This is a genomic window from Pseudomonas sp. Tul2A7, from assembly GCF_054790505.1.
The window spans coordinates 1,855,542-1,874,818 of the sequence record NZ_CP186499.1; the positions used below are offsets into that span (position 1 = coordinate 1,855,542).

Genomic DNA, 19,277 nt, shown 5'->3' on the forward strand with positions numbered 1-19,277 from the left:
CCCCAAATGCACTTGCCGAACACCCTCACGCCTAGCGAAATACCTCGCCTGTCCCATTGACCGGTGAACCCCATGCACACCCCGCCAAACCCCGTACGCAATGTGCTGTACATCATGTGCGATCAACTGCGCCGCGATTACCTGTCCTGCTACGGCCATCCGCATCTGTACACGCCAAACATCGATCGCCTCGCCGCTGCCGGCGTACGTTTCAGCCGCGCCTACACCCAAGGCACGATCTGCGGACCGTCGCGGATGTCGGCCTACACCGGACGTTATGTCAGCAGCCATCAAGTGGCGTGGAACGCCGTGCCGCTGCCGCTGGAAGAACTGACCATCGGCGATTACCTGCGCCCCCACGGCATTCGTACCGCACTGGTCGGCAAGACCCACGCCACGGCGAATGTCGATGCCTTGCAACGCCTGGCGATCAATCCCGAAAGCGAGCAAGCCGAAATCCTCAACGAAGTCGGTTTCGAACCCTACATGCGCCACGACGGCATCTACCCCGACGACCCGCTGTTCGACGACAAACGCGAATCCGCGCCCTACACCCATTACCTGCGTGAACACGGCTTCGACGGCAAAAACCCCTGGCACGACTGGGCCAATGCCGCCGAAGGCGAAAACGGCGAAATCCTCAGCGGCTGGAAAATGCGTCATGCGAATTTGCCAGCACGAATTCCCGAGCAACACTCAGAGACTGTCTACACTACAAATCGAGCCATCGACTTCATCACCGAGCAAGGCGAGAAATCGTGGTGTTTACACCTTTCCTATATCAAACCGCACTGGCCCTACATCGTACCGGCACCGTACCACGCCTTGTACAGTACGAAATCGATTCTCGAAGCGGTCCGCGCGACGCCCTCCGAAGCCAGCAAACACCCCGTATACACTGCGTTTCGCCAGCATGAGGAAAGCCTCAACTTTTCCCGCGATTCAGTACGATTGACTGTAATCCCTACGTATATGGGCCTGATCAAGCAGGTGGATGATCAACTCGGACGGCTGTTCGATTTTCTGCAGAGCAACGGTCGCTGGGATGACACGTTGATCGTGTTCACCAGCGATCACGGCGACTTTCTCGGTGATCACTGGCTCGGCGAGAAGGAGTTTTTGCTGGAGCAGGCGGTAGGTGTGCCGTTGATCGTGCGCGACCCTCGGGTGGCGGCAGATGTCACGCGCGGAACGGTGGATGATCGACTGACAGAAACCATCGATGCGTTGCCGACGTTTCTTCAGGCATTGGGATTGCCGGGAGCAGAGCATCGGCTTGAAGGGCGTTCGTTGATCCCGCTTCTACACGGTGAACATCCGGACTGGCGCCGCTATGCAATCAGCGAATACGACTACGCCTTCCAGGCGCCGGCGCGTGAGCGTCTGGGTCAGCCGATTGATCGTTGCCGGATGACCATGGTGCGCAGCGAGCACTGGAAATACCTGGCGTACGACGGCTTTCGACCGCAGTTGTTTGATCTGCTCAATGATCCGCAGGAGTTGCGCGACCTGGGGGATGACCCGGCGTATGCGGCGGTGCGCGAGGAACATGCGGGGTATTTGTTTGAGTGGGTGCGCGGGTTGAAGCGGCGTACGACCATCAGTCATCAGGAGATTGATTTGCGCGGGCAGCGGTTTCGTTATGGAGAGCCGGAGACCGAGAAGGTTGTTCAGATTGGTGTTTGGTAGCGGGAAGAGCCCCTCACCCTAACCCTCTCCCGGAGGGAGAGGGGACTGACCGAGTTGTTTTTTTGCTATACGCCGACCTGAAATATCAAGGTTGAACTCAGGCTCGTAAAGCCCCCAATTGGCTCCCTCTCCCTCTGGGAGAGGGCTGGGGTGAGGGCTCTTGATCTTCAGTCACGACCCTTGATGGTCTGACTACGCTGCCCATTCGCGCCCACCGGCACTTCACCCTTGAGCGTCACCCGACGCACCACCCGATCCTGAGTCCCGTAATCATCAATCGCATAATGCTGCGTCGAACGGTTATCCCAGATCGCCACATCACCGGCCTTCCAGCGCCAGCGCACGGTGTTTTCCTGGCGGATCACATGGCTCTGCAACAGCCCGAACAGATGCGCCGAATCCGCCTGCGAATAACCCTTGATGCGTTTGACGAAATGCCCCAGCAGCAAGCTCTTTTCGCCACTGATCGGATGCACGCGGACCACCGGGTGCTCAGTCTCGTAAACGGTAGAGGTGAAGACCTTGCGATAGCGTTCAAGCTTCTCTGCCGAGACGTCCGGCTTGGCGCTGGCGTAGTCGTATTCGTTGCTGTGCACGGCGACCAGTTTGTCGGCCAGCTCACGCAGCTCGGTCGGCAAGCCGTTGTACGCCGTTGCGGTGTTGGCCCATAGCGTGTCGCCACCGAATGCCGGTGCCACCACGGAGCGCAGGATCGAGGCTTTCGGGTAAGCGTCGACGAAGGTCACGTCGGTGTGCCAGGAGTTGGCGCGCTGGCCTTCAGCGCCGTCCAGTTCGAGCAGATAACGCGTGCCTTCACGCGACGGCACGGTCGGATGCGCTACGGGCTCACCGAGCAAATGAGCGAAAGCTTCCTGACGCTGATCGTCGAGTTGGGTCTGTTCACGGAAGAACACGACTTTGTACTGAACCAGCGCCTGCTGAATGGCTTCGACGGTGGCGGCGTCCAGCTCACCGGACAAATGCACGCCACGAATCTCGGCGCCGATACGACCGGCCACCGGATGAATTTCCAGCGCGTGGACAGCGGGTTTTACTGCGAGTGCGGCATTGCTCATGGGTAGGCCCTCATCGACTGCTTACGGTTGGACGGCAGCGAAACAACGCTCTATCTATATTCCATTTACATCTAATAGATATTCACATGCTTCGTTGACGGAATAAGAGCTTGCATTTAAAACCTCTAGCAACCCTCGTCGCAAATGCCTTCGAGCTATTTTTAGGATGCCGGAAAAGCATATGGATCTTCGCCAGTTGCGTTACTTCATCGCCCTCAACGAACACCGCAGTTTTGTCCGTGCGGCGGACGCAATGGGCATCACTCAACCGGCGTTCAGTCGCAGTATTCAGGGGTTGGAGCAGGAGTTCGGCTGCGTGCTGGTGGATCGCGGCAACAAGGATCTGCGCCCCACGCCCGAAGGCCAGGTGGTGCTGCAACACGCCCTGAGCCTGGTGCAGGGCGCGGCGCTGCTCAGTGCCGAGGTGACGCAGATGACCAAGCTTGATGCCGGGGAAGTGCACTTCGGTTGCGGCCCGGCACCGGCGGTGAAACTGGTACCGGACGCCGTGGCGCAATTCATCAACGCGCACCCGAAAGTGCGCACCTGTTTTCAGGTGGATAACTGGGAAAAACTCAGCCGCGCGTTGAGCCGTGAAGAGATCGAATTCTTCATCGCCGACATCCGTCATTTCGAGTCTGATCCGAACTTCCAGACCCAGGCGCTGACACCCAAGCGCGGGGTATTTTTCTGCCGGCCGGGGCATCCGTTGCTGGCCAAGGAAAGCCTGTCGACCAACGACATGTTCGACTACCCGCTGGCGACCACGCTGATCCCGCCGGGCATTCGTAAACTGCTGGCCAACCTCAGCGGGCGCATCGATTTTTCACCGACCATCGAGACCGAGCATTTTCCGGCGCTGGTGAAGGTGGTGCTGCAATCGAATGCGATTGGCGTCGGTACGGAAGAGGCGTTTGTCGAGGACATTGCCAAGGGTTCGCTGGTGTTGCTGCACTGGCGCAATCTGCCGCAGAACCTGGAGAGCATGAATGCGCGCTGCGGGATTGTCAGTCGTACCGGGTTTCGCTTGTCGCCGGCGGCGCGGGCGATGATCGAGACGTTGGTGGCGGTGGATCGGCAGGAAGTCAGCGTCGCTGTTTAAGGGGATCGTTCCCACGCTCTGCGTGGGAATGCAGCCCGGGACGCTCCGCGTCCCAAAGCGGACGCAGAGCGTCCATTGATGCGTTCCCACGCAGAGCGTGGGAACGATCGGCGTACATTAGAGTTTGGCCGCCGCCAGCTCAGGCGCCACCCAGTCGTTGACCTTGAACGGCTTGCGAATCAGCTTCTGCTGCGCCGCCAGATCCACCTTGTCCTGCAAGCTGCCGAGGAACACCGGATCCAGCGTCGAAGGGAACACTTCGCTCAATTTCTGATCCTGCAGATCCTGCGTCAGGATCAGCGGTGGATAACTGGCCAAACCCGAGACCAGTTGCACGTAAGCCGCCTTGTTGCTGTCCTCGGTCAGCCACTCAACCGCCTGCTGCTGTGCCTTGAGCAATTTCGCCACCGCTTCCGGGTGCGCGTCGACAAACTTGCCCGTGCCGACCAATACCGACTGCACGCTGCCTGCGCCGCCGAGATCCTTGGTGTTGAGCGGTAGCTCGGCCAGACCTTTGGCCTGCAATGCGGTCAACCCGGAGCTGCCCCATGACGCATCGATCTGCTTCGCCGCCAGCGCTGCAACCGCTGCGTTGAAATCCAGATTGATGACTTTCAGATCCTTCTCGCTCAAGCCCTGACTGGCCAGCGCCGCATCAAACGACAACTGCGTGGCGGTGCCACGGAAGATCGCCACGCGCTTGCCCTTGAGATCCTGCAAAGTTTTGATCCCAGAACCCGGCACCACCCCCAGATACTGCTTCACGCCACGCGCACTGGCGCTGAGCAAACGCGTATCCAGACCATTGGACTTGCCGATGATTGCCGCCAGATCGCCCAGATACGCCAGATCAACCTGACCATTGGCAAACGCCTCATTGATCACCGGCCCCGCGCCTTTAAAGAAACTCCACTGAATCTTGATGCCCTGATCGGCGAAGGCCTTTTCAAAAATCTGTTGATCGCGCAGCACATCAACCACGCCACCGCCGCTGTGTTGGGTGCCGGCACTCAGGTCAGGCACGGCGATTCTGATTTCCTTGAGTTCGTCGGCATGCGCGGTGAACGCCAACAGGCCCGCCAGAGCAGGAACGGCAAACAGACTGAAAACACGTTTAAAGGGAAGGTTCATGGGTGCAGCTCCTTGATCACGACGGGCGTTGAGGAGCCGAAAGTAGGCCGAATGACTACCTGCACTTAAATACTATAAATGCACATTTTTATATCTTTTAACGCTAAGCGGGCAGTGGCGCGGCTTGCAGCGGCGTATGCATTAACAGCATCGAAAATATTCTTCGAATGCATTGGATGCGTGTGGGCTGGAAGCCTTAAATGGCGCTGCTTATCTCTAAAAACAACTTATCAAAGATTTTTTATAACCATTAGCTCTTAGTTAATACCGCAGAGATCGCAGCCTTCGGCAGCTCCTACAGGGGTCAATTCAAGGACGCATTCCCCCGTAGGAGCTGCCGAAGGCTGCGATCTTTTGATCTTGAGCCAACCCGACAACGGAGGTCACCCATGGCCCGCCAATCCTTGCTCAGTCTCCCCCTGCCCGCGCCGCCGCTGAAAAGTCGCCGTACATGGCCAAGCGTGAACCAACGCCTGTTGCCGTGGCTGCTGCCGCTCAGCCTGTTCGCCCTGTGGTGGCTGGCCGCGCGTAATGAGTGGATGAGTGAGCAGATCCTGCCTGCGCCGTCGCTGGTGTGGAACAGCGCTGTCGAGTTGTCCCAAGGCGAGTTATGGAGCCATTTGTGGATAAGCCTGCAACGACTGTTCTGGGGCTTGCTCGCCGGGATTTCGGCGGGGGCGGTGCTCGGTGCAGCGCTGGGATTCAGTCGTCGTCTTGAACGTTTGATCTTCCCGACCTTCGCCGGACTTTCGCAGATACCGACGCTGGCGTGGATTCCACTGTTCATGGTGTTTTTCGGCATCGGCGAAGTGCTGAAACTGGTGGTGCTGATCAAAGCGATCGTGGTGCCGGTGACCTTGCACACACTGGTCGGCGTGAGAGATGCACAACCAAAACTGCGCGAAGCCGCCGCTGTTTTACGTTTGCCGCCACCCCTGCTGATCCGTCGCCTGGTGTTGCCCGCCGCCCTCCCCGCGTTCATGGCTGGCGTGCGTCTGGCACTGGCCGCAGGGTGGACCTCATTGCTGGCAGTCGAACTGCTGGCCTCCAGCGAAGGCATCGGTTACCTGATGGTCTGGGCGCGGCAGTTGTTCATGCTCGACATCGTGTTCGTCTGCATCGTGGTGATCGGTTTGATCGGTGTGGCGATGGATCGCGGTATCGGCCTGCTGGACAAGAAACTGGTGCACTGGCCGCACCCGGCCACTGCTGAAATTCGCCGCGGCCCGCGTTATGCAGGCTGGCAACGTCTGCAGCCGTGGCTGCTGTCGCTGGGCTTCCTGGCGTTATGGCAACTGGCGAACGAACTGCAGTGGGTCGACGCCAACATTCTGGTCAGCCCGTTGGCCGTTTTGAACACGGCATGGGACGGTTTGCTGGACGGCACGTTGATCAGCGGCATGGCGCTCAGCCTCGGTCGCACCCTCGGCGGTTTGCTGTTGGGCGGCGGACTCGGTTTCGCCCTCGGCTTGCTGCTGGGCTTGTCGCGCACCAGCGAACGCCTGCTCGGTCCGACCCTCGCGGCTATCCGCCAGATCGCCATTTTCGCCTGGGTGCCGCTGCTTACCGCATGGTTCGGTCTCGGCGAATTGGCGAAGTGGGTGTTCGTCGCCCTTGCCGCGTTCTTCCCGATGTTCATCGCCACGCAACGCAGCGTCGCCAACCTCTCGCCACAACTCAATGAAGCTGCACAAGTGCTGCGTCTGAGCCTCGGCCAACGCCTGCGTCGACTGGTACTGCCGGGCGCCGCACCGGGGATTTTTGCAGGCCTCAGACTGAGCCTGATCTACGCCTGGCTCGGCACCATCGGCGCTGAATACTTCATGCCGTCCAACGGCGGCATCGGCAGCCAGATGATCGGCGCACAACAACTGCTGCGCATGGACCTGATCATGGCCGGCATGCTTTTCGTCGGCCTCACTGGCGCCCTGCTCAACCTCATTGGCCAACGCCTGGAAATTCGCGCGACCCGCTGGAGACACACATGAACGCACCGATTGTCAGCTTCAACCACGTAGGCAAATCCTTTGACGTCGACGGTTTCGAACTGGAGGCGATTCGCGAATTCAACCTGGACATCGCCGAGGGCGAGTTCGTCGCCATTGTCGGCTCCAGCGGTTGCGGCAAATCTACCTTGCTGCGTTTGCTGGTGGGTCTTGATACGCAGTTTCGCGGGCAGATCACAGTTGACGGCAAAGCCGTCAGCGGCATCGGTGGCGAGCGCGGCATCGTCTTTCAGGAGCACCGCTTGTTTCCGTGGCTGACCGTCGCTGACAACATCGGCCTGGGTCTGGTCAACGAGCCGCTGAGCGCGGCGCAGAAGCAACAGCGGATCAACGACTTTATCGAGCTGGTCGGCCTGCGCGACTTCACCCGCGCCTATCCGCACCAGCTCTCCGGCGGCATGGCCCAGCGTGTGGCGATTGCTCGCGGCCTCGTCGCCAGCCCGCGCATTCTGCTGCTCGACGAACCGTTCGGCGCGCTCGATGCGCTGACCCGCCAGCAGATGCAGGACGAGCTGTTGGCGATCCGCGACCGCGCAAAAATCACCACGATCCTCGTCACCCATGACGTCGAAGAAGCGATCTTCCTCGCCGACCGCGTGGTGGTGATGGAGCCGCGTCCGGGGCGGATCAAGCAAGTGGTCGACATCGCCCTGCCGCACCCGCGCCAGCGCAGCAGTTTCGACTTCCATCAGTTGCGTGAAGAGCTGCTGCACGAGCTGACCAGTGACGACCATTACCAACCGAGCGTACCGGTGCAGATCCGCGATCTGCCGCTGACGTTCATTGCCTGCTGAACAGGAGTTTTGCGATGCCGCAACGTCCCAATTTTCTGGTGATTCTGGCCGACGATCTAGGCTTCTCTGACATCGGCGCGTTCGGCGGCGAAATCGCCACGCCGCACCTCGATGCCCTGGCCAACAATGGCCTGCGCCTCACCGATTTTCATACCGCACCAACCTGTTCGCCGACCCGCTCGATGTTGCTCACCGGCACCGACCATCACATCGCCGGCATTGGCACCATGGCCGAAACACTGACGCCTGAACTGATCGGCAAACCGGGTTATGAGGGTTACCTCAATGATCGCGTGGTGGCGCTGCCGGAGCTGCTGCGCGAGGCCGGTTATCAAACGTTGATGAGCGGCAAATGGCACCTCGGTCTGAAGGCCGAACTGGCGCCCCATGCGCGGGGTTTCGAGCGTTCGTTTTCGCTGCTGCCGGGCGCGGCCAACCACTACGGTTTCGAGCCGACCTACGATGAGCAAACGCCCGGTCTGCTTAAATCCACTCCGGCGCTGTACATCGAAGATGACCAGTTTCTCGACGAATTGCCGAAGGATTTCTATTCCTCCGATGCCTTCGGCGACAAGTTGCTGCAATACCTCAAGGAGCGTGATCAAACCCGGCCGTTCTTCGCTTACCTGCCGTTCTCCGCGCCGCACTGGCCGTTGCAGGCGCCGGCCGAGATCGTCGAGAAATACCGTGGCCGCTATGACGCCGGCCCCGAAGTACTGCGCCTGGAGCGACTGGAAAAACTCAAAGCCCTCGGCCTGATTGAACCGGACGTAGAACCGCATCCGCTGATTCAGTTGACCCAGCAGTGGGATGCGCTGAGCGAGGAGCAAAAACAGATTTCCGCACGGGCCATGGAGGTCTACGCGGCAATGGTCGAGCGCATGGACTGGAACATTGGCCGGGTTGTCGATTATCTGCGCCAGCAGGGGCAGCTCGACAATACGTTCATCCTGTTCATGTCCGACAACGGGGCCGAAGGCGCGCTGCTTGAAGCGTTCCCCAAATTCGGTCCGGAACTGGTGACGTATCTCAGCCAGCATTACGACAACAGCCTCGACAACATTGGGCGGGCTAACTCCTATGTCTGGTACGGGCCGAACTGGGCGCAGGTGGCTACCGCACCGTCGCGGCTGTTCAAGGCGTTCACCACCGAGGGCGGGATTCGCGTGCCGGCGCTGTTGCACTATCCGCAATTGGCGATCAAAGGGCAGATCAGCCATGGTTTCGGCACGGTGATGGACATCACACCGACGATTCTCGATCTGGCGGGTGTGCGTCATCCAGGCAAGCTCTGGCACGGCAAACCGGTGGCGCCGCTGCGTGGTAAATCGTGGTTGGGATTCTTGTCCGGCGAGACTGCGCAGGTGCATGACGAGCACACGGTCACGGGGTGGGAATTGTTCGGGCGTCGGGCGATTCGACAGGGGTCGTGGAAAGCGGTGTGGATTCCCGGGCCGGTGGGGCCGGCGACCTGGCAGCTGTACGATTTGAGCAGTGATCCGGGGGAGATTCATGATCTGGCGGTGAGTCGGCCGGAGAAGCTCAGCGCGTTGATTGGGCATTGGCAGCAGTATGTCGAGGAGACCGGGGTGATCCTCAGCGAATCGCCGTTTCAGCCGGATTGAGGGGAAGGTCAAAAGCCCCTCACCCTAGCCCTCTCCCGGAGGGAGAGGGGACTGACCGAGGTGTCTTTCGCTATACATCGACCTGAAAAATTGGGTCGATTATGGATTCGATGAAAAACATTCAGGTCGGCGTAGTTCCCCAATATCCCCCAATCAGTCCCCTCTCCCTCTGGGAGAGGGTTAGGGTGAGGGCGCCTTCTGTCAGACCTCCACCGCCTCCCCAGACACCGCAACTTCATCCCGACGAACAAACCGGTTCGCCCGCCCAAACGTCCCAAAATCATTAAACCTAACCCCCATCTCACGCATCACCTTATGCGCCACCGGCACGGTCATCTGGCGAATGTAAAACGGCTCCTTCACGACAAAATGATGAATCCCGTGACTGCTGCCAAAGTTGAAGCAGAACGCCTGCAACGGCCACAGCCACCAAGGGTTCAACACCTGACACTGCTGCAGCACATTGCCCGGTTCGACATCCCCGTAGTAATGCATGTTCGAACTGATGAAGTGCAGGCAAAACGTGCGCAACACGTTCGGGCCGATGATCACCACCGCGGCGATATCGATCACCTGCATCACCGACAACGTCGTCGCTGACCACTCGATCGGTGAGCCCAGCAGGTATGCGATGCCATTGGCCGCGTGAAAACCGAGAAACACGTACCACGCGCCCCAATGCACCAGCGCCAGCGGTGCATAGACTTTGAACACCCGTTTCAGAATGCTCCACTTGTGCGCCCAGGTCGGCGCCCGCAGCAAGCGGATGAAGGCCGACATCATGTTGTCGCCGACCATCAACAACCGCGCAAAGCCCCACGGCTCGCCGTTGGTGATCGCGCGCTCTTCCATGTCGGTTTCAGTGCCGGAAACCTTGTGGTGATTGAGGTGCAGATGACGACGAATCCACGGGTTGATCGTGCTCGGCCGCGCCAGCCAGACCAGGGCCATCATCAAATTGTGCGGCACACGCTGCTTGCGAAAATACATGCTGTGGATCAGGTCGTGCTCAAGCTCATGGGTCAGCGAAGCAAAAAACGCGTTGAGCAACAGACAAACCCACCACGCCATGTGGCCGCTGATGTACAGCGCCGCCGAGCCGATCATCCCGATCAGGGCAAAGGCCAGAATCCCCGCCCCAAGCGCATCCTGATGCTTGAGAATCGGGTAGCGCTCGCGCAGTTTGATGCCTTTGGCCAGCACCACTTGGCGAATATGCGCTGATCGCTGGGCCGCATTGTGTCGCTGGGGACTTGCAGAAGTACCGTCCATGCTTCCATCCTCGGGTTTATGATGTTCGCATCGTGCCTCGCCAAGGCTTCAATTGCGGTAGCCGAGAACGCCAACCTGTTGACCGGAAGCGCCAATCAGCATGAAGGAACCGACCTCCCTCGCCAGCTGGACCCGTGCCTTGCGCAAACAACTCGATGCGCTGGGGCTGGACAGCATTGCCCTGTGCCAGCAGGCCGGGCTCGACCCGAATTTGATGGACGACCCCAACGCGCGCTATCCGCTGTCCGGCACCACGCGCCTGTGGGAAATTGCCGTGCAAGTCAGCGGCGACCCGGCGATTGGTCTGCGCGTGTCGCGCTTCGTCAGCCCGACCACGTTCCATGCCCTCGGTTATGCGCTGGTCGCCAGTGGCAGTTTGCGCGAGGTGTTCGAGCGTATCGTGCGCTATCACCCGGTGGTCAGCGATGCGCTGGAACTGGAGCTGAATCGTGGCGACGACCGCTACCAATTCCGTCTGAAAATTCCGTCAGGCAATCCGGCGCCAGCCTTCGAAGCCATTGATGCCTTCACCGCGATCTACGTGCGTACCTGCCGCAATCGCCTTGGCCGCGACTACGCACCGCTGGCGGTTTACCTGCGCCGCCCGGAGCCGAGCGATGCGCTCCAATGGCACAAAGTCTTCCGCGCACCGGTGCATTTTGGTTGTACGGAGGATCGTCTGGAGTTTGCCCTCGCCGACTTTGACAGCCACCTCGACGACGCCAACCCGGAACTCGCCGAACACAATGAGGCTGTGCTCAAACGCACGATGGCTCAGCTCCAGCCGCTGACCTGGGAGCGCAAGGTGCGCGATGCCATTGAAGAACAACTGCCGGAAGGTGAGCCAAGCGCCGAACGGATTGCCCAGGCGTTGCACCTGAGTTTGCGCAGCCTGCAAAGGCATCTGGCGGATGAGGGTTGTCGCTTCGACACGTTGCTCAATGAGAGCCGCGAGAATCTGGCGTTGCTGCATCTGCGCGATCCGCAGTGTTCGTTGAGTGAGGTGAGTTATCTGCTCGGGTTCGCTGATACCAGCAGCTTCAGCCGCGCCTTCAAGCGCTGGACGGGGATGACGCCGGGGCAGTTTCGTGATGGGTTGCGCTGATTGATCCCAACGCTGGGTCGTCAGATCCGGCGCCTTCGCGAGCAGGCTCGCTCCCACAGGGGAAACGCATTCCAAATGTGGGAGCGAGCCTGCTCGCGAAGGGGCCCTTTAATTCAACGCAAAACCCAGCTCAAAAACGGTGCTGTCAGCATCACTGTCCACCCGCACCCGCCCGCCATGCAACAGCATGATCGACTGCACAATCGCCAACCCCAGTCCTCCCGAATCCCCCGGCTCCGCCCGTGAAGGATCGACACGGTAGAAACGGTCGAACAGTTTGCCTAGATGCTCCGGCGCAATGGCCGGGCCTTGGTTGTGCACCTGCAACCAGCACTCACCCGACTCGTCGCGGCGACGCAGACTGATCACCGATCCTTGATCGGCATGACGCACGGCATTCGCCAGCAAATTGCCAAGCGCCCGTTGCAGCAACTGCTGATCGGCGAGCAACTCGCCGTGCAGTTGATTGTCCAGCCGCACGTCGCGGTCATCGGCCAAGGCTTCAAAGTAATCACACAGTTCACCGCCAATGCTGCGTAAATCCAGCGTTTGCAGATTAAGCGCCCTCTCGGCCTGCTCCGCGCGGGCAAGAAACATCAAGTTCTCCGCCATGCGTTTGAGCCGCTCGAATTCTTCCATGTTCGACGCCAGCACGTCCTGATACTCCTCGGTGCTGCGCGGATGATTCAGCGCCTGCCCATTGCTCGCCAGCAAGGTATGCAATGGCGTGCGGATTTCATGGGCAAGGTCGGCGGAAAACTGCGAGAGACGCTGCACGCTGTCGTCCAGCCGCGCGAGCATGCCGTTGAGCGCCTGTACCGGTTCAAGCAGTTCAGCGGGCGTGCCATGGGCGGGCAAGCGTTGGTCGAGGCTGCGCAGATCGATGCCGCGCACCGCTTCGCTCAACTGCCGTAACGGTTGCAGGCCCCGGCGCAGCAACAGCAAGCCCAGAGCGAAGGCGAGCAACGCGCCGAGGCCGACGGCCAGATAAAGGCGCAAACGGTAACTGGCGAGCATCTGTTCGCGTTCACTCAGTACCTTGCCGGCGATGACGGTCAGCGGCTCACCGTTCGGACCTTGCGCTTCACCGGACAACAGCGCCAGCTCGGCACCGTCCGACGCTTGCCACGTGAGCACGTCGCGGCGCTGCGGCGTTTGCTCGCGGGGGATCGCGTTGAGGGTTGGCAGATCGCGCTGACGCGGGTTGATAGCGATCACACTGGAGCCATCGGCACGGCGCACCAGTAGCAGGCTGTCGAGATTGCCGAGCATGTTCTGATAGAGCCGCGGCCGTGCCTGCAAGGCGCCCAAGCTATCGCTGTCGGCGAGCAAGGCGCGCACCTGTTCCAGTCGACCGAGCAACGCGAGGTCATCGCGCCAAGCGATTTCCGAGGCCAGCGAGCGGTAGAGAAATACGCCGATAGCACTCAACACCAAGGCGCAAACCAATGCGAACGCCAGCGCCAGGCGCCAGGCGATCGACCTAGAGCGCATCGTCAGGCGCTTCCAGTTGATAACCGACACCGCGCACGGTGTGGATCAGTTTCGGCATGTAGGGATCATCGACCTTGGAGCGCAAACGGCGCACTGCAACCTCGACCATGTTGGTGTCGCTGTCGAAATTCAGGTTCCACACCTGCGAGGCGATCAGCGTGCGCGAGAGCACTTCGCCCTGGCGACTGGCGAGCAGTTGCAGCAGGGCGAACTCCTTGTTGGTCAGGGCAATGCGCTGGCCACCGCGACTGACGCGGCGGCGCAGCACATCGATTTCCAGATCGGCAATGGTGTACGACTCGGCTTCGCGCATCGGCCCGCGCCGCAACAACGTGCGCACCCGCGCGAGCAGTTCGGCGAAGGCGAAGGGTTTGAGCAGGTAATCATCGGCGCCCAGTTCGAGCCCGCGCACGCGGTCTTCGATGGCGTCCTTGGCGGTCAGGAACAATACCGGCGTGGCGCCGCGCTGACGGATCAGTTGCAGCAATTGCCAGCCGTTGAGGCCGGGGAGCATCACGTCGAGGATGATCAGGTCATATTCCTGTTGCTCGATAAAGTAGCGCCCATCGAGGCCATTGAGCGCCACGTCCACGGCAAAACCCGACTCGCCCAGGCCCTTGGCGAGGAAATTCGCGGTTTTGGCTTCATCTTCTACGACCAGCAAACGCATGGCACACCTCGATTATTCAGACACACAGGCTAGGCGCCTTCGGCGGCGTTGCCCATTACAAACTTGTAATCAGACTGACGAGGTTCTGACGAAGACCGGCGATTAAGGTGTCGACCTTCGCTTTTGGAGCCTGTCCATGACCGTCAAATACCTTGTAGCCAGCCTGATGATCGGCCTCGGTGGCATCGCTGCCGCCAGTCCTGAGCTGCCGCGTCACGCTGATCTCGACCTGAAAACTGCACGGCTGCTCGCCGACACGGCAATGGCCAACTGCACCGGCACGGTGTCGGTGCTCGACCGTGGCGGCAATCTGTTGGTGACCCTGCGCGGCGACGGTGTCGGTCCGCACAACACCGCCGCCAGCCAACGCAAGGCGTATACCGCGCTGTCGACCAAAACCGCCACCCGGTTGTTTGCCGAGCGCGCTCGCAGCAATCCGGAAACCGCCAACCTCAACACCCTCGACGAGTTGCTGTTGCTTGGCGGCGGAATCCCGCTATTCCTCGGCACTGAACTGGTGGGGGCGATGGGCGTGGCCGGTTCCGGCGGCGGCGAGCAAGACGAAAACTGTGCGATCAAGGCTGCCGAAAAAACCGGTCTGGCCACTACCCGTTCCCAATAAGGAGATGCATCCATGAGCACTTTGCGCATGACCTTCGCCGCGCTCGGCCTGAGCGCTTTTTCCAGCCTGGCCCTGGCCGCCGGCAACCCGTTGAGCGTGCACGTGCTCAACCTGGAAAACGGCCTGCCGTCGCCGGGCATTAACGTGACCCTGGAAAAACACGTCGGCGAGAACTGGCAGCCTCTTGCTCAAGGCACGACCAATGAACAAGGGCGCATCGCCGAGCTGTTCCCGGCCAAGCAACCTTTTGAGGCGGGCGAATACCGCGTGGTGTTCAAGACCGGCGAGTACTTCAAGAAGATCAAGCACGACACGTTCTTCCCGGAGATTCCGGTGATCTTCGAGGTAAAACAGACCGATCAGCACTACCACATCCCACTGCTGCTCAGCCCGTACGGCTTCTCGACCTATCGCGGTTCCTAAATCAACACAGATCCCCTGTAGGAGTGAGCCTGCTCGCGATAGCAATCTGTCAGTTGATCAATCTGTGACTGACAGACCGCTATCGCGAGCAGGCTCACTCCTACAATGGTTCGGTGTTAGATCCTAGATCGTGGCCAGGGCGCGCAATCGCACGGCATCAAGGATTTCGATCTCGCCATAGCCAAGCCCGATAATCCCCTGCCCCTGCAAATCCTTGAGGATCTGGTTGGTGGTCTGCCGCGACAGCGACAGCATCGATGCCAACTGCTCCTGAGGCAATTGCAGCACGCGACGTGGCGCGTCGAGTTCGCCGTAGCCTTCGGCAATCATCAGCAAGCGATGAGCCAGACGCGCCGGCGCTGGCAGCAGGCTCAGTTGTTCGAGGTTGATGAAGGCCAGGCGCAGTTTGTGGCTCATCAGCAGCGCCAGATGTCGCCAATACACCGGCTGCTCATCGAGCATTTTCAGCAGCGTCCCCTGCGGAATATTGAGCAACGTGCACGGCCCGACTGCGTAGGCGTCATGGGTACGCGGCTGGCCATCGAACAGGCAGATTTCGCCGAACCAGTGCGGCGCCTCGACCAGACTCAACAGCGCCTCCTTGCCCTGCTCGCTCACCGCGCCGATGCGCACGGCGCCATCGAGCACCGCGTACAAGCCGCACGGCGCATCACCACGCTGAAACAAGCGCTGCCCTGCCGTCAGCCGCCGCTCCCTGGCCGCCGCCAGCAGGCTATCCTGAAAGGATGCCGGCAGATGACTGAACCACTGGCCGCTCATCAGCCGTGAACGTATTTGCATAAACACTCCTGGATTGTCGCCTGCCTGACAGAGCGAACCCTGATCCCGAGGGATGATGCGATCAACCCTACCGGAGGAACAACAATGAAAAGCCTCGTCGACCATCTCAGTCAATACGCCGCCTACCACCGTGACCCGCGCAACATTGCCAGCCACTTTATCGGCATTCCGCTGATTGTGGTGGCCGTGGCGGTGTTGTTGTCGCGTCCGGAATGGTCGCTGGGCGGCTTGTGGATATCTCCAGCCGTTATCGTGGCGCTGGCCTCGGCGTGGTTTTATCTGCGCCTGGAAGTGAAGCTTGGGGTGTTGATGACGGTGCTGATGGGCCTGTCGGTCTGGGCCGGGCATGTATTGGCGCAGCAGAGCACTATGGTCTGGCTAAGCAGTGGTCTGGCGATGTTTGTGGTGGGCTGGGTGATCCAGTTTGTCGGGCATCACTATGAAGGGCGCAAACCGGCGTTTGTCGATGACGTCAGCGGGCTGATTGTCGGGCCGTTGTTTGTCGTGGCCGAGTTGGCGTTCATGCTCGGGATGCGGCATGAATTGAAAGAGCAGATCGAGGCGCGGGCGGGGGTGGTGCGGGTCAATCCGAATCGTGCGGCTGTCTAGACTTCAACCCTGCTCGTTCCCACGCTCTGCGTGGAAACGCCGCCATGGACGCTCCGCGTCCACTGTGACGCGGAGCGTCACGGGATGCATTCCCACGCAGAGCGTGGGAACGATCAGTTAAAGGCTGGCGACTTTCTGCCAGACCTTGGGTTTGAAGAACAACGTCTCACCCTTGGCCAAGCCAATCAGGCTGTCGTGATCCTTCACCACTTCGGCTTCGATCAAATCAGTCTGCCCCTCAACCTTCAACGTCACACGCGTAGTCGCGCCCAACGGTCGAATATCACGCACCTCAGCCGCATGGTGATCTTCCAGCTCATGCCTGGACAACGACACTTCGTGCGGGCGGAACAGCACGTGATTGTCGTCGCTCAACAGCAAGCGGTTCGAGTCCCCAAGGAAGTGATAAACAAAATCGCTGGCCGGGTTTTCGTAGACGTCGCCCGGTGAGCCGATCTGCTCGATCACGCCTTTGTTCATCACCACGATACGGTCGGCCACTTCCATCGCTTCTTCCTGATCGTGGGTCACGAACACCGAGGTCAGGTTGATATCTTCGTGCAGCCGCGCCAGCCAGCGGCGCAGCTCCTTACGCACCTTGGCATCGAGCGCGCCGAACGGCTCATCGAGCAGCAGTACTTTCGGCTCGACCGCCAAGGCGCGTGCCAAAGCGATACGCTGACGCTGACCACCGGACAACTGCTCCGGATAACGATCCGACAGCCAGTCCAGTTGCACCATGTTCAGCAGTTCGTGGACCTTGGTCGCGATCTGGCTTTCGCTCGGACGCTGGTTCTTCGGTTTCATGCGCAGGCCGAAGGCGACGTTGTCGAATACGGTCATGTGGCGGAACAAGGCGTAGTGCTGAAACACGAAACCGACGTTGCGATCACGCACATCGTGGCCGGAGACGTCTTCACCATGGAAGACGATGTTGCCGTTATCCGGGGTTTCCAGGCCGGCGATAATCCGTAACAGCGTGGTCTTGCCGCAGCCCGACGGACCGAGCAGCGCGACCAGCTCACCGCTGTGGATGTCCAGGCTGATGTTGTCCAGCGCCTTGAAGGCATTGAAATTCTTGCTGACGTTACGCACTTCGATCGACATGAATTATTCCTCCGCGGCGCTGGCGCGCAGGCGGTTGATACGGTTTTCGCTCCACTGCTTGAGCAGCAGGATGAAGAGCGCCAGGATCAGCAACAGGCTCGCCACGGCGAACGCGGCCACGTGGTTGTATTCGTTGTAGAGGATCTCGACGTGCAGCGGCAAGGTGTTGGTCACCCCGCGAATGTGCCCGGAGACCACCGACACCGCACCGAATTCCCCCATGGCCCGCGCGGTACACAGCACCACGCCATAGATCAGACCCCATTTGATGTTGGGGACGGTGACGTGCCAGAACATCTGCCAGCCATTGGCGCCAAGCAAGCGCGCGGCTTCTTCTTCCTGCGTGCCTTGTTCCTGCATCAGCGGGATCAGCTCACGGGCCACAAACGGCACGGTAACGAAAATCGTCGCCAGCACGATGCCCGGCAGGGCGAAGACGATCTGGATGTCGTGATCCTGCAGCCACGGCCCGAACAAGCCTTGTGCGCCGAACATCAGCACGTAGACCAGACCGGCGATTACCGGCGACACCGAGAACGGCAGGTCAATCAGCGTCACCAGCATGCTCTTGCCACGGAACGAGTATTTGCTCACGCACCACGCGGCGCTGACGCCGAAAACCAGGTTCAGCGGTACCGAAATCAACACGGCGAATACGGTGAGTTTCAGAGCCGACAGTGCATCCGGTTCAAAGATCGCGGTGAAGAACGCACCGAGGCCATTTTTCAAACCCTGCGATACGACGATGAACAACGGCAGCAGCAGAAACAGGAAAAAGACCAGCCAGCCAAGGCCGATCAGGACTCTGCGCGAAGTGGCGCTGCCACGGCGTGCAGCGTTGGCCGAAGAGGCGGCCGCAATAGACGATTGGGACATGGTTCGCGCCTCCTTATGGGGTTTCGATGCGCCGCTGCAGCAAGTTGATCAGCAGCAACAGGACGAAGGAAACCACCAGCATCAGCACGCCGATGGCGGTAGCGCCGGTGTAATCGTATTGGTCGAGTTTGACCATGATCAGCAGCGGCAGGATTTCGGTTTTCATCGGCATGTTGCCGGCGATGAAAATCACCGAACCGTACTCGCCAACGCCTCGCGCGAACGCCAAGGCAAAACCAGTGAGCCAGGCAGGCAACAGCGCCGGGACGAGGATGTGGCGGAACACCTGCAACGGTTTCGCGCCGAGGCACGCGGCAGCTTCTTCGACTTCACGGGGAATGTCGGCCAGCACCGGCTGCACCGTGCGCACCACGAACGGCAGGGTTACGAAGGTCAGCGCCAGGGTGATACCCAGCGGAGTGTAGGCGATCTTGAAACCGAGATCGGCAGCGAACTGGCCGACCAGCCCAGCCGGCGCGTACAACGCAGTCAGCGCAATACCGGCCACCGCTGTCGGCAGGGCGAACGGCAGATCGATCATCGCGTCGATCACCTTGCGCCCCGGGAAGGTGTAGCGCACCAGCACCCAGGCCAGCAGCGTGCCGATGATGCCGTTGATGATCGCCGCACACAGCGCGGTGCCGAAGCTCAGCTTCAACGCGGCCAGCACCCGTGGTGCGGAAATGATCGTCCAGAACTGATCCCAGGTGAGTTGGGCGGCGTGGACGAACATCGCCGCCAGCGGGATAAGCACAATCAGGCTGAGGTACACCAAGGTGTAGCCCAGCGTCAGCCCGAAGCCGGGTATGACGGGGGAGATACGACGCGACATAAAAGTCCCTGGTTAAAAAGCATTCCGCTGAACGCACCAATGT

At 60.2% G+C, this 19,277-nt stretch carries 18 protein-coding genes; 9 read left to right on the forward strand and 9 right to left on the reverse strand.

All coding sequences use genetic code 11. The features are described 5' to 3' along the window. Nucleotides 1-72: 72 nt before the first annotated feature. On the forward strand, nt 73-1,689 hold the full coding sequence (locus ACOYXJ_RS08340; protein WP_460368894.1) for an alkaline phosphatase family protein: 1,617 nt from the start codon (nt 73-75) through the stop codon (nt 1,687-1,689). 167 nt (nt 1,690-1,856) lie between these two features. On the opposite strand, the gene ACOYXJ_RS08345 is transcribed toward ACOYXJ_RS08340, so the two are convergent. Further along, entirely contained in the window at nt 1,857-2,765 is a 909-nt protein-coding gene (locus ACOYXJ_RS08345) for a TauD/TfdA dioxygenase family protein (protein ID WP_095113908.1), read from the reverse strand. Between the two features lie 181 nt (nt 2,766-2,946). Here ACOYXJ_RS08345 and ACOYXJ_RS08350 point away from each other — a divergent pair, with 181 nt between their 5' ends. Continuing rightward, entirely contained in the window at nt 2,947-3,867 is a 921-nt protein-coding gene (locus tag ACOYXJ_RS08350) for a LysR family transcriptional regulator (protein ID WP_007917649.1), read from the forward strand. Nucleotides 3,868-3,984: 117 nt separating this feature from the next. On the opposite strand, the gene ACOYXJ_RS08355 is transcribed toward ACOYXJ_RS08350, so the two are convergent. Then, complete coding sequence (locus tag ACOYXJ_RS08355) at nt 3,985-4,998, reverse strand: ABC transporter substrate-binding protein (RefSeq protein WP_460368897.1); 1,014 nt, start codon at nt 4,996-4,998, stop codon at nt 3,985-3,987. A gap of 389 nt (nt 4,999-5,387) precedes the next feature. Between ACOYXJ_RS08355 and ACOYXJ_RS08360 the strand changes: the two genes are divergently transcribed. The 3 genes from ACOYXJ_RS08360 to ACOYXJ_RS08370 are packed head-to-tail and all read left to right on the forward strand — an operon-like array spanning nt 5,388 to nt 9,423. Then, entirely contained in the window at nt 5,388-6,986 is a 1,599-nt protein-coding gene (locus ACOYXJ_RS08360) for an ABC transporter permease (RefSeq protein ID WP_460368899.1), read from the forward strand. Further along, nucleotides 6,983-7,798, forward strand: coding sequence for an ABC transporter ATP-binding protein (locus tag ACOYXJ_RS08365; RefSeq protein ID WP_016985205.1), 816 nt, complete (start codon nt 6,983-6,985; stop codon nt 7,796-7,798). Before ACOYXJ_RS08360 ends, ACOYXJ_RS08365 begins: the two co-directional genes overlap by 4 nt. A gap of 14 nt (nt 7,799-7,812) precedes the next feature. After that, nucleotides 7,813-9,423, forward strand: coding sequence for an arylsulfatase (locus ACOYXJ_RS08370; RefSeq protein WP_460368901.1), 1,611 nt, complete (start codon nt 7,813-7,815; stop codon nt 9,421-9,423). Between the two features lie 201 nt (nt 9,424-9,624). Here the strand turns inward: ACOYXJ_RS08370 and ACOYXJ_RS08375 are convergent, their stop codons facing one another. Further along, nucleotides 9,625-10,695, reverse strand: coding sequence for a fatty acid desaturase (locus ACOYXJ_RS08375; RefSeq protein ID WP_460368903.1), 1,071 nt, complete (start codon nt 10,693-10,695; stop codon nt 9,625-9,627). A 100-nt stretch (nt 10,696-10,795) separates the two neighbouring features. On the opposite strand from ACOYXJ_RS08375, the gene ACOYXJ_RS08380 reads away from it, so the two are divergent. Then, the gene (locus ACOYXJ_RS08380) at nt 10,796-11,800 is read left to right on the forward strand and encodes an AraC family transcriptional regulator (RefSeq protein ID WP_460368905.1); all 1,005 of its coding nucleotides are present in this window, start codon (nt 10,796-10,798) and stop codon (nt 11,798-11,800) included. A 108-nt stretch (nt 11,801-11,908) separates the two neighbouring features. Here the strand turns inward: ACOYXJ_RS08380 and ACOYXJ_RS08385 are convergent, their stop codons facing one another. Both ACOYXJ_RS08385 and ACOYXJ_RS08390 read right to left on the reverse strand, forming a co-directional pair. Continuing rightward, nucleotides 11,909-13,294, reverse strand: a complete 1,386-nt coding sequence (locus ACOYXJ_RS08385; protein ID WP_460368907.1) for a heavy metal sensor histidine kinase — start codon at nt 13,292-13,294, stop codon at nt 11,909-11,911. Further along, complete coding sequence (locus ACOYXJ_RS08390) at nt 13,284-13,964, reverse strand: heavy metal response regulator transcription factor (RefSeq protein ID WP_038367211.1); 681 nt, start codon at nt 13,962-13,964, stop codon at nt 13,284-13,286. The genes ACOYXJ_RS08385 and ACOYXJ_RS08390 overlap by 11 nt, the downstream gene beginning before the upstream one ends. Before the next feature lie 136 nt (nt 13,965-14,100). On the opposite strand from ACOYXJ_RS08390, the gene ACOYXJ_RS08395 reads away from it, so the two are divergent. Continuing rightward, complete coding sequence (locus tag ACOYXJ_RS08395) at nt 14,101-14,586, forward strand: GlcG/HbpS family heme-binding protein (protein ID WP_460368910.1); 486 nt, start codon at nt 14,101-14,103, stop codon at nt 14,584-14,586. A gap of 12 nt (nt 14,587-14,598) precedes the next feature. Beyond that, nucleotides 14,599-15,009 carry a hydroxyisourate hydrolase gene (gene uraH, locus ACOYXJ_RS08400; RefSeq protein WP_122597715.1) on the forward strand — a complete coding sequence of 137 codons (411 nt, stop codon included), beginning with the start codon at nt 14,599-14,601 and terminating at the stop codon, nt 15,007-15,009. 123 nt (nt 15,010-15,132) lie between these two features. Here uraH and ACOYXJ_RS08405 read toward each other — a convergent pair whose 3' ends face one another. Beyond that, nucleotides 15,133-15,810 carry a Crp/Fnr family transcriptional regulator gene (locus ACOYXJ_RS08405; RefSeq protein ID WP_460368912.1) on the reverse strand — a complete coding sequence of 226 codons (678 nt, stop codon included), beginning with the start codon at nt 15,808-15,810 and terminating at the stop codon, nt 15,133-15,135. Between the two features lie 84 nt (nt 15,811-15,894). On the opposite strand from ACOYXJ_RS08405, the gene ACOYXJ_RS08410 reads away from it, so the two are divergent. Further along, nucleotides 15,895-16,419: an Mpo1 family 2-hydroxy fatty acid dioxygenase gene (locus ACOYXJ_RS08410; RefSeq protein ID WP_122597713.1), complete on the forward strand. Its 525-nt coding sequence runs from the start codon at nt 15,895-15,897 to the stop codon at nt 16,417-16,419. 117 nt (nt 16,420-16,536) lie between these two features. On the opposite strand, the gene ACOYXJ_RS08415 is transcribed toward ACOYXJ_RS08410, so the two are convergent. The 3 genes from ACOYXJ_RS08415 to cysT are packed head-to-tail and all read right to left on the reverse strand — an operon-like array spanning nt 16,537 to nt 19,234. Beyond that, nucleotides 16,537-17,526, reverse strand: coding sequence for a sulfate/molybdate ABC transporter ATP-binding protein (locus ACOYXJ_RS08415; protein WP_095113898.1), 990 nt, complete (start codon nt 17,524-17,526; stop codon nt 16,537-16,539). Nucleotides 17,527-17,529: 3 nt separating this feature from the next. After that, nucleotides 17,530-18,402 carry a sulfate ABC transporter permease subunit CysW gene (cysW, locus tag ACOYXJ_RS08420; protein ID WP_108224225.1) on the reverse strand — a complete coding sequence of 291 codons (873 nt, stop codon included), beginning with the start codon at nt 18,400-18,402 and terminating at the stop codon, nt 17,530-17,532. 13 nt (nt 18,403-18,415) lie between these two features. Beyond that, nucleotides 18,416-19,234, reverse strand: coding sequence for a sulfate ABC transporter permease subunit CysT (cysT, locus tag ACOYXJ_RS08425; protein WP_038367238.1), 819 nt, complete (start codon nt 19,232-19,234; stop codon nt 18,416-18,418). Nucleotides 19,235-19,277 lie beyond the last annotated feature (43 nt).

Bases quoted from the DNA above. Each gene is read 5' to 3' on its own strand.
- ACOYXJ_RS08340 (WP_460368894.1), top strand. From the start codon at position 73: ATGCACACCCCGCCAAACCCCGTACGCAATGTGCTGTACATCATGTGC.
- ACOYXJ_RS08345 (WP_095113908.1), bottom strand. From the start codon at position 2,765: ATGAGCAATGCCGCACTCGCAGTAAAACCCGCTGTCCACGCGCTGGAA.
- ACOYXJ_RS08350 (WP_007917649.1), top strand. From the start codon at position 2,947: ATGGATCTTCGCCAGTTGCGTTACTTCATCGCCCTCAACGAACACCGC.
- ACOYXJ_RS08355 (WP_460368897.1), bottom strand. From the start codon at position 4,998: ATGAACCTTCCCTTTAAACGTGTTTTCAGTCTGTTTGCCGTTCCTGCT.
- ACOYXJ_RS08360 (WP_460368899.1), top strand. From the start codon at position 5,388: ATGGCCCGCCAATCCTTGCTCAGTCTCCCCCTGCCCGCGCCGCCGCTG.
- ACOYXJ_RS08365 (WP_016985205.1), top strand. From the start codon at position 6,983: ATGAACGCACCGATTGTCAGCTTCAACCACGTAGGCAAATCCTTTGAC.
- ACOYXJ_RS08370 (WP_460368901.1), top strand. From the start codon at position 7,813: ATGCCGCAACGTCCCAATTTTCTGGTGATTCTGGCCGACGATCTAGGC.
- ACOYXJ_RS08375 (WP_460368903.1), bottom strand. From the start codon at position 10,695: ATGGACGGTACTTCTGCAAGTCCCCAGCGACACAATGCGGCCCAGCGA.
- ACOYXJ_RS08380 (WP_460368905.1), top strand. From the start codon at position 10,796: ATGAAGGAACCGACCTCCCTCGCCAGCTGGACCCGTGCCTTGCGCAAA.
- ACOYXJ_RS08385 (WP_460368907.1), bottom strand. From the start codon at position 13,294: ATGCGCTCTAGGTCGATCGCCTGGCGCCTGGCGCTGGCGTTCGCATTG.
- ACOYXJ_RS08390 (WP_038367211.1), bottom strand. From the start codon at position 13,964: ATGCGTTTGCTGGTCGTAGAAGATGAAGCCAAAACCGCGAATTTCCTC.
- ACOYXJ_RS08395 (WP_460368910.1), top strand. From the start codon at position 14,101: ATGACCGTCAAATACCTTGTAGCCAGCCTGATGATCGGCCTCGGTGGC.
- uraH (WP_122597715.1), top strand. From the start codon at position 14,599: ATGAGCACTTTGCGCATGACCTTCGCCGCGCTCGGCCTGAGCGCTTTT.
- ACOYXJ_RS08405 (WP_460368912.1), bottom strand. From the start codon at position 15,810: ATGCAAATACGTTCACGGCTGATGAGCGGCCAGTGGTTCAGTCATCTG.
- ACOYXJ_RS08410 (WP_122597713.1), top strand. From the start codon at position 15,895: ATGAAAAGCCTCGTCGACCATCTCAGTCAATACGCCGCCTACCACCGT.
- ACOYXJ_RS08415 (WP_095113898.1), bottom strand. From the start codon at position 17,526: ATGTCGATCGAAGTGCGTAACGTCAGCAAGAATTTCAATGCCTTCAAG.
- cysW (WP_108224225.1), bottom strand. From the start codon at position 18,402: ATGTCCCAATCGTCTATTGCGGCCGCCTCTTCGGCCAACGCTGCACGC.
- cysT (WP_038367238.1), bottom strand. From the start codon at position 19,234: ATGTCGCGTCGTATCTCCCCCGTCATACCCGGCTTCGGGCTGACGCTG.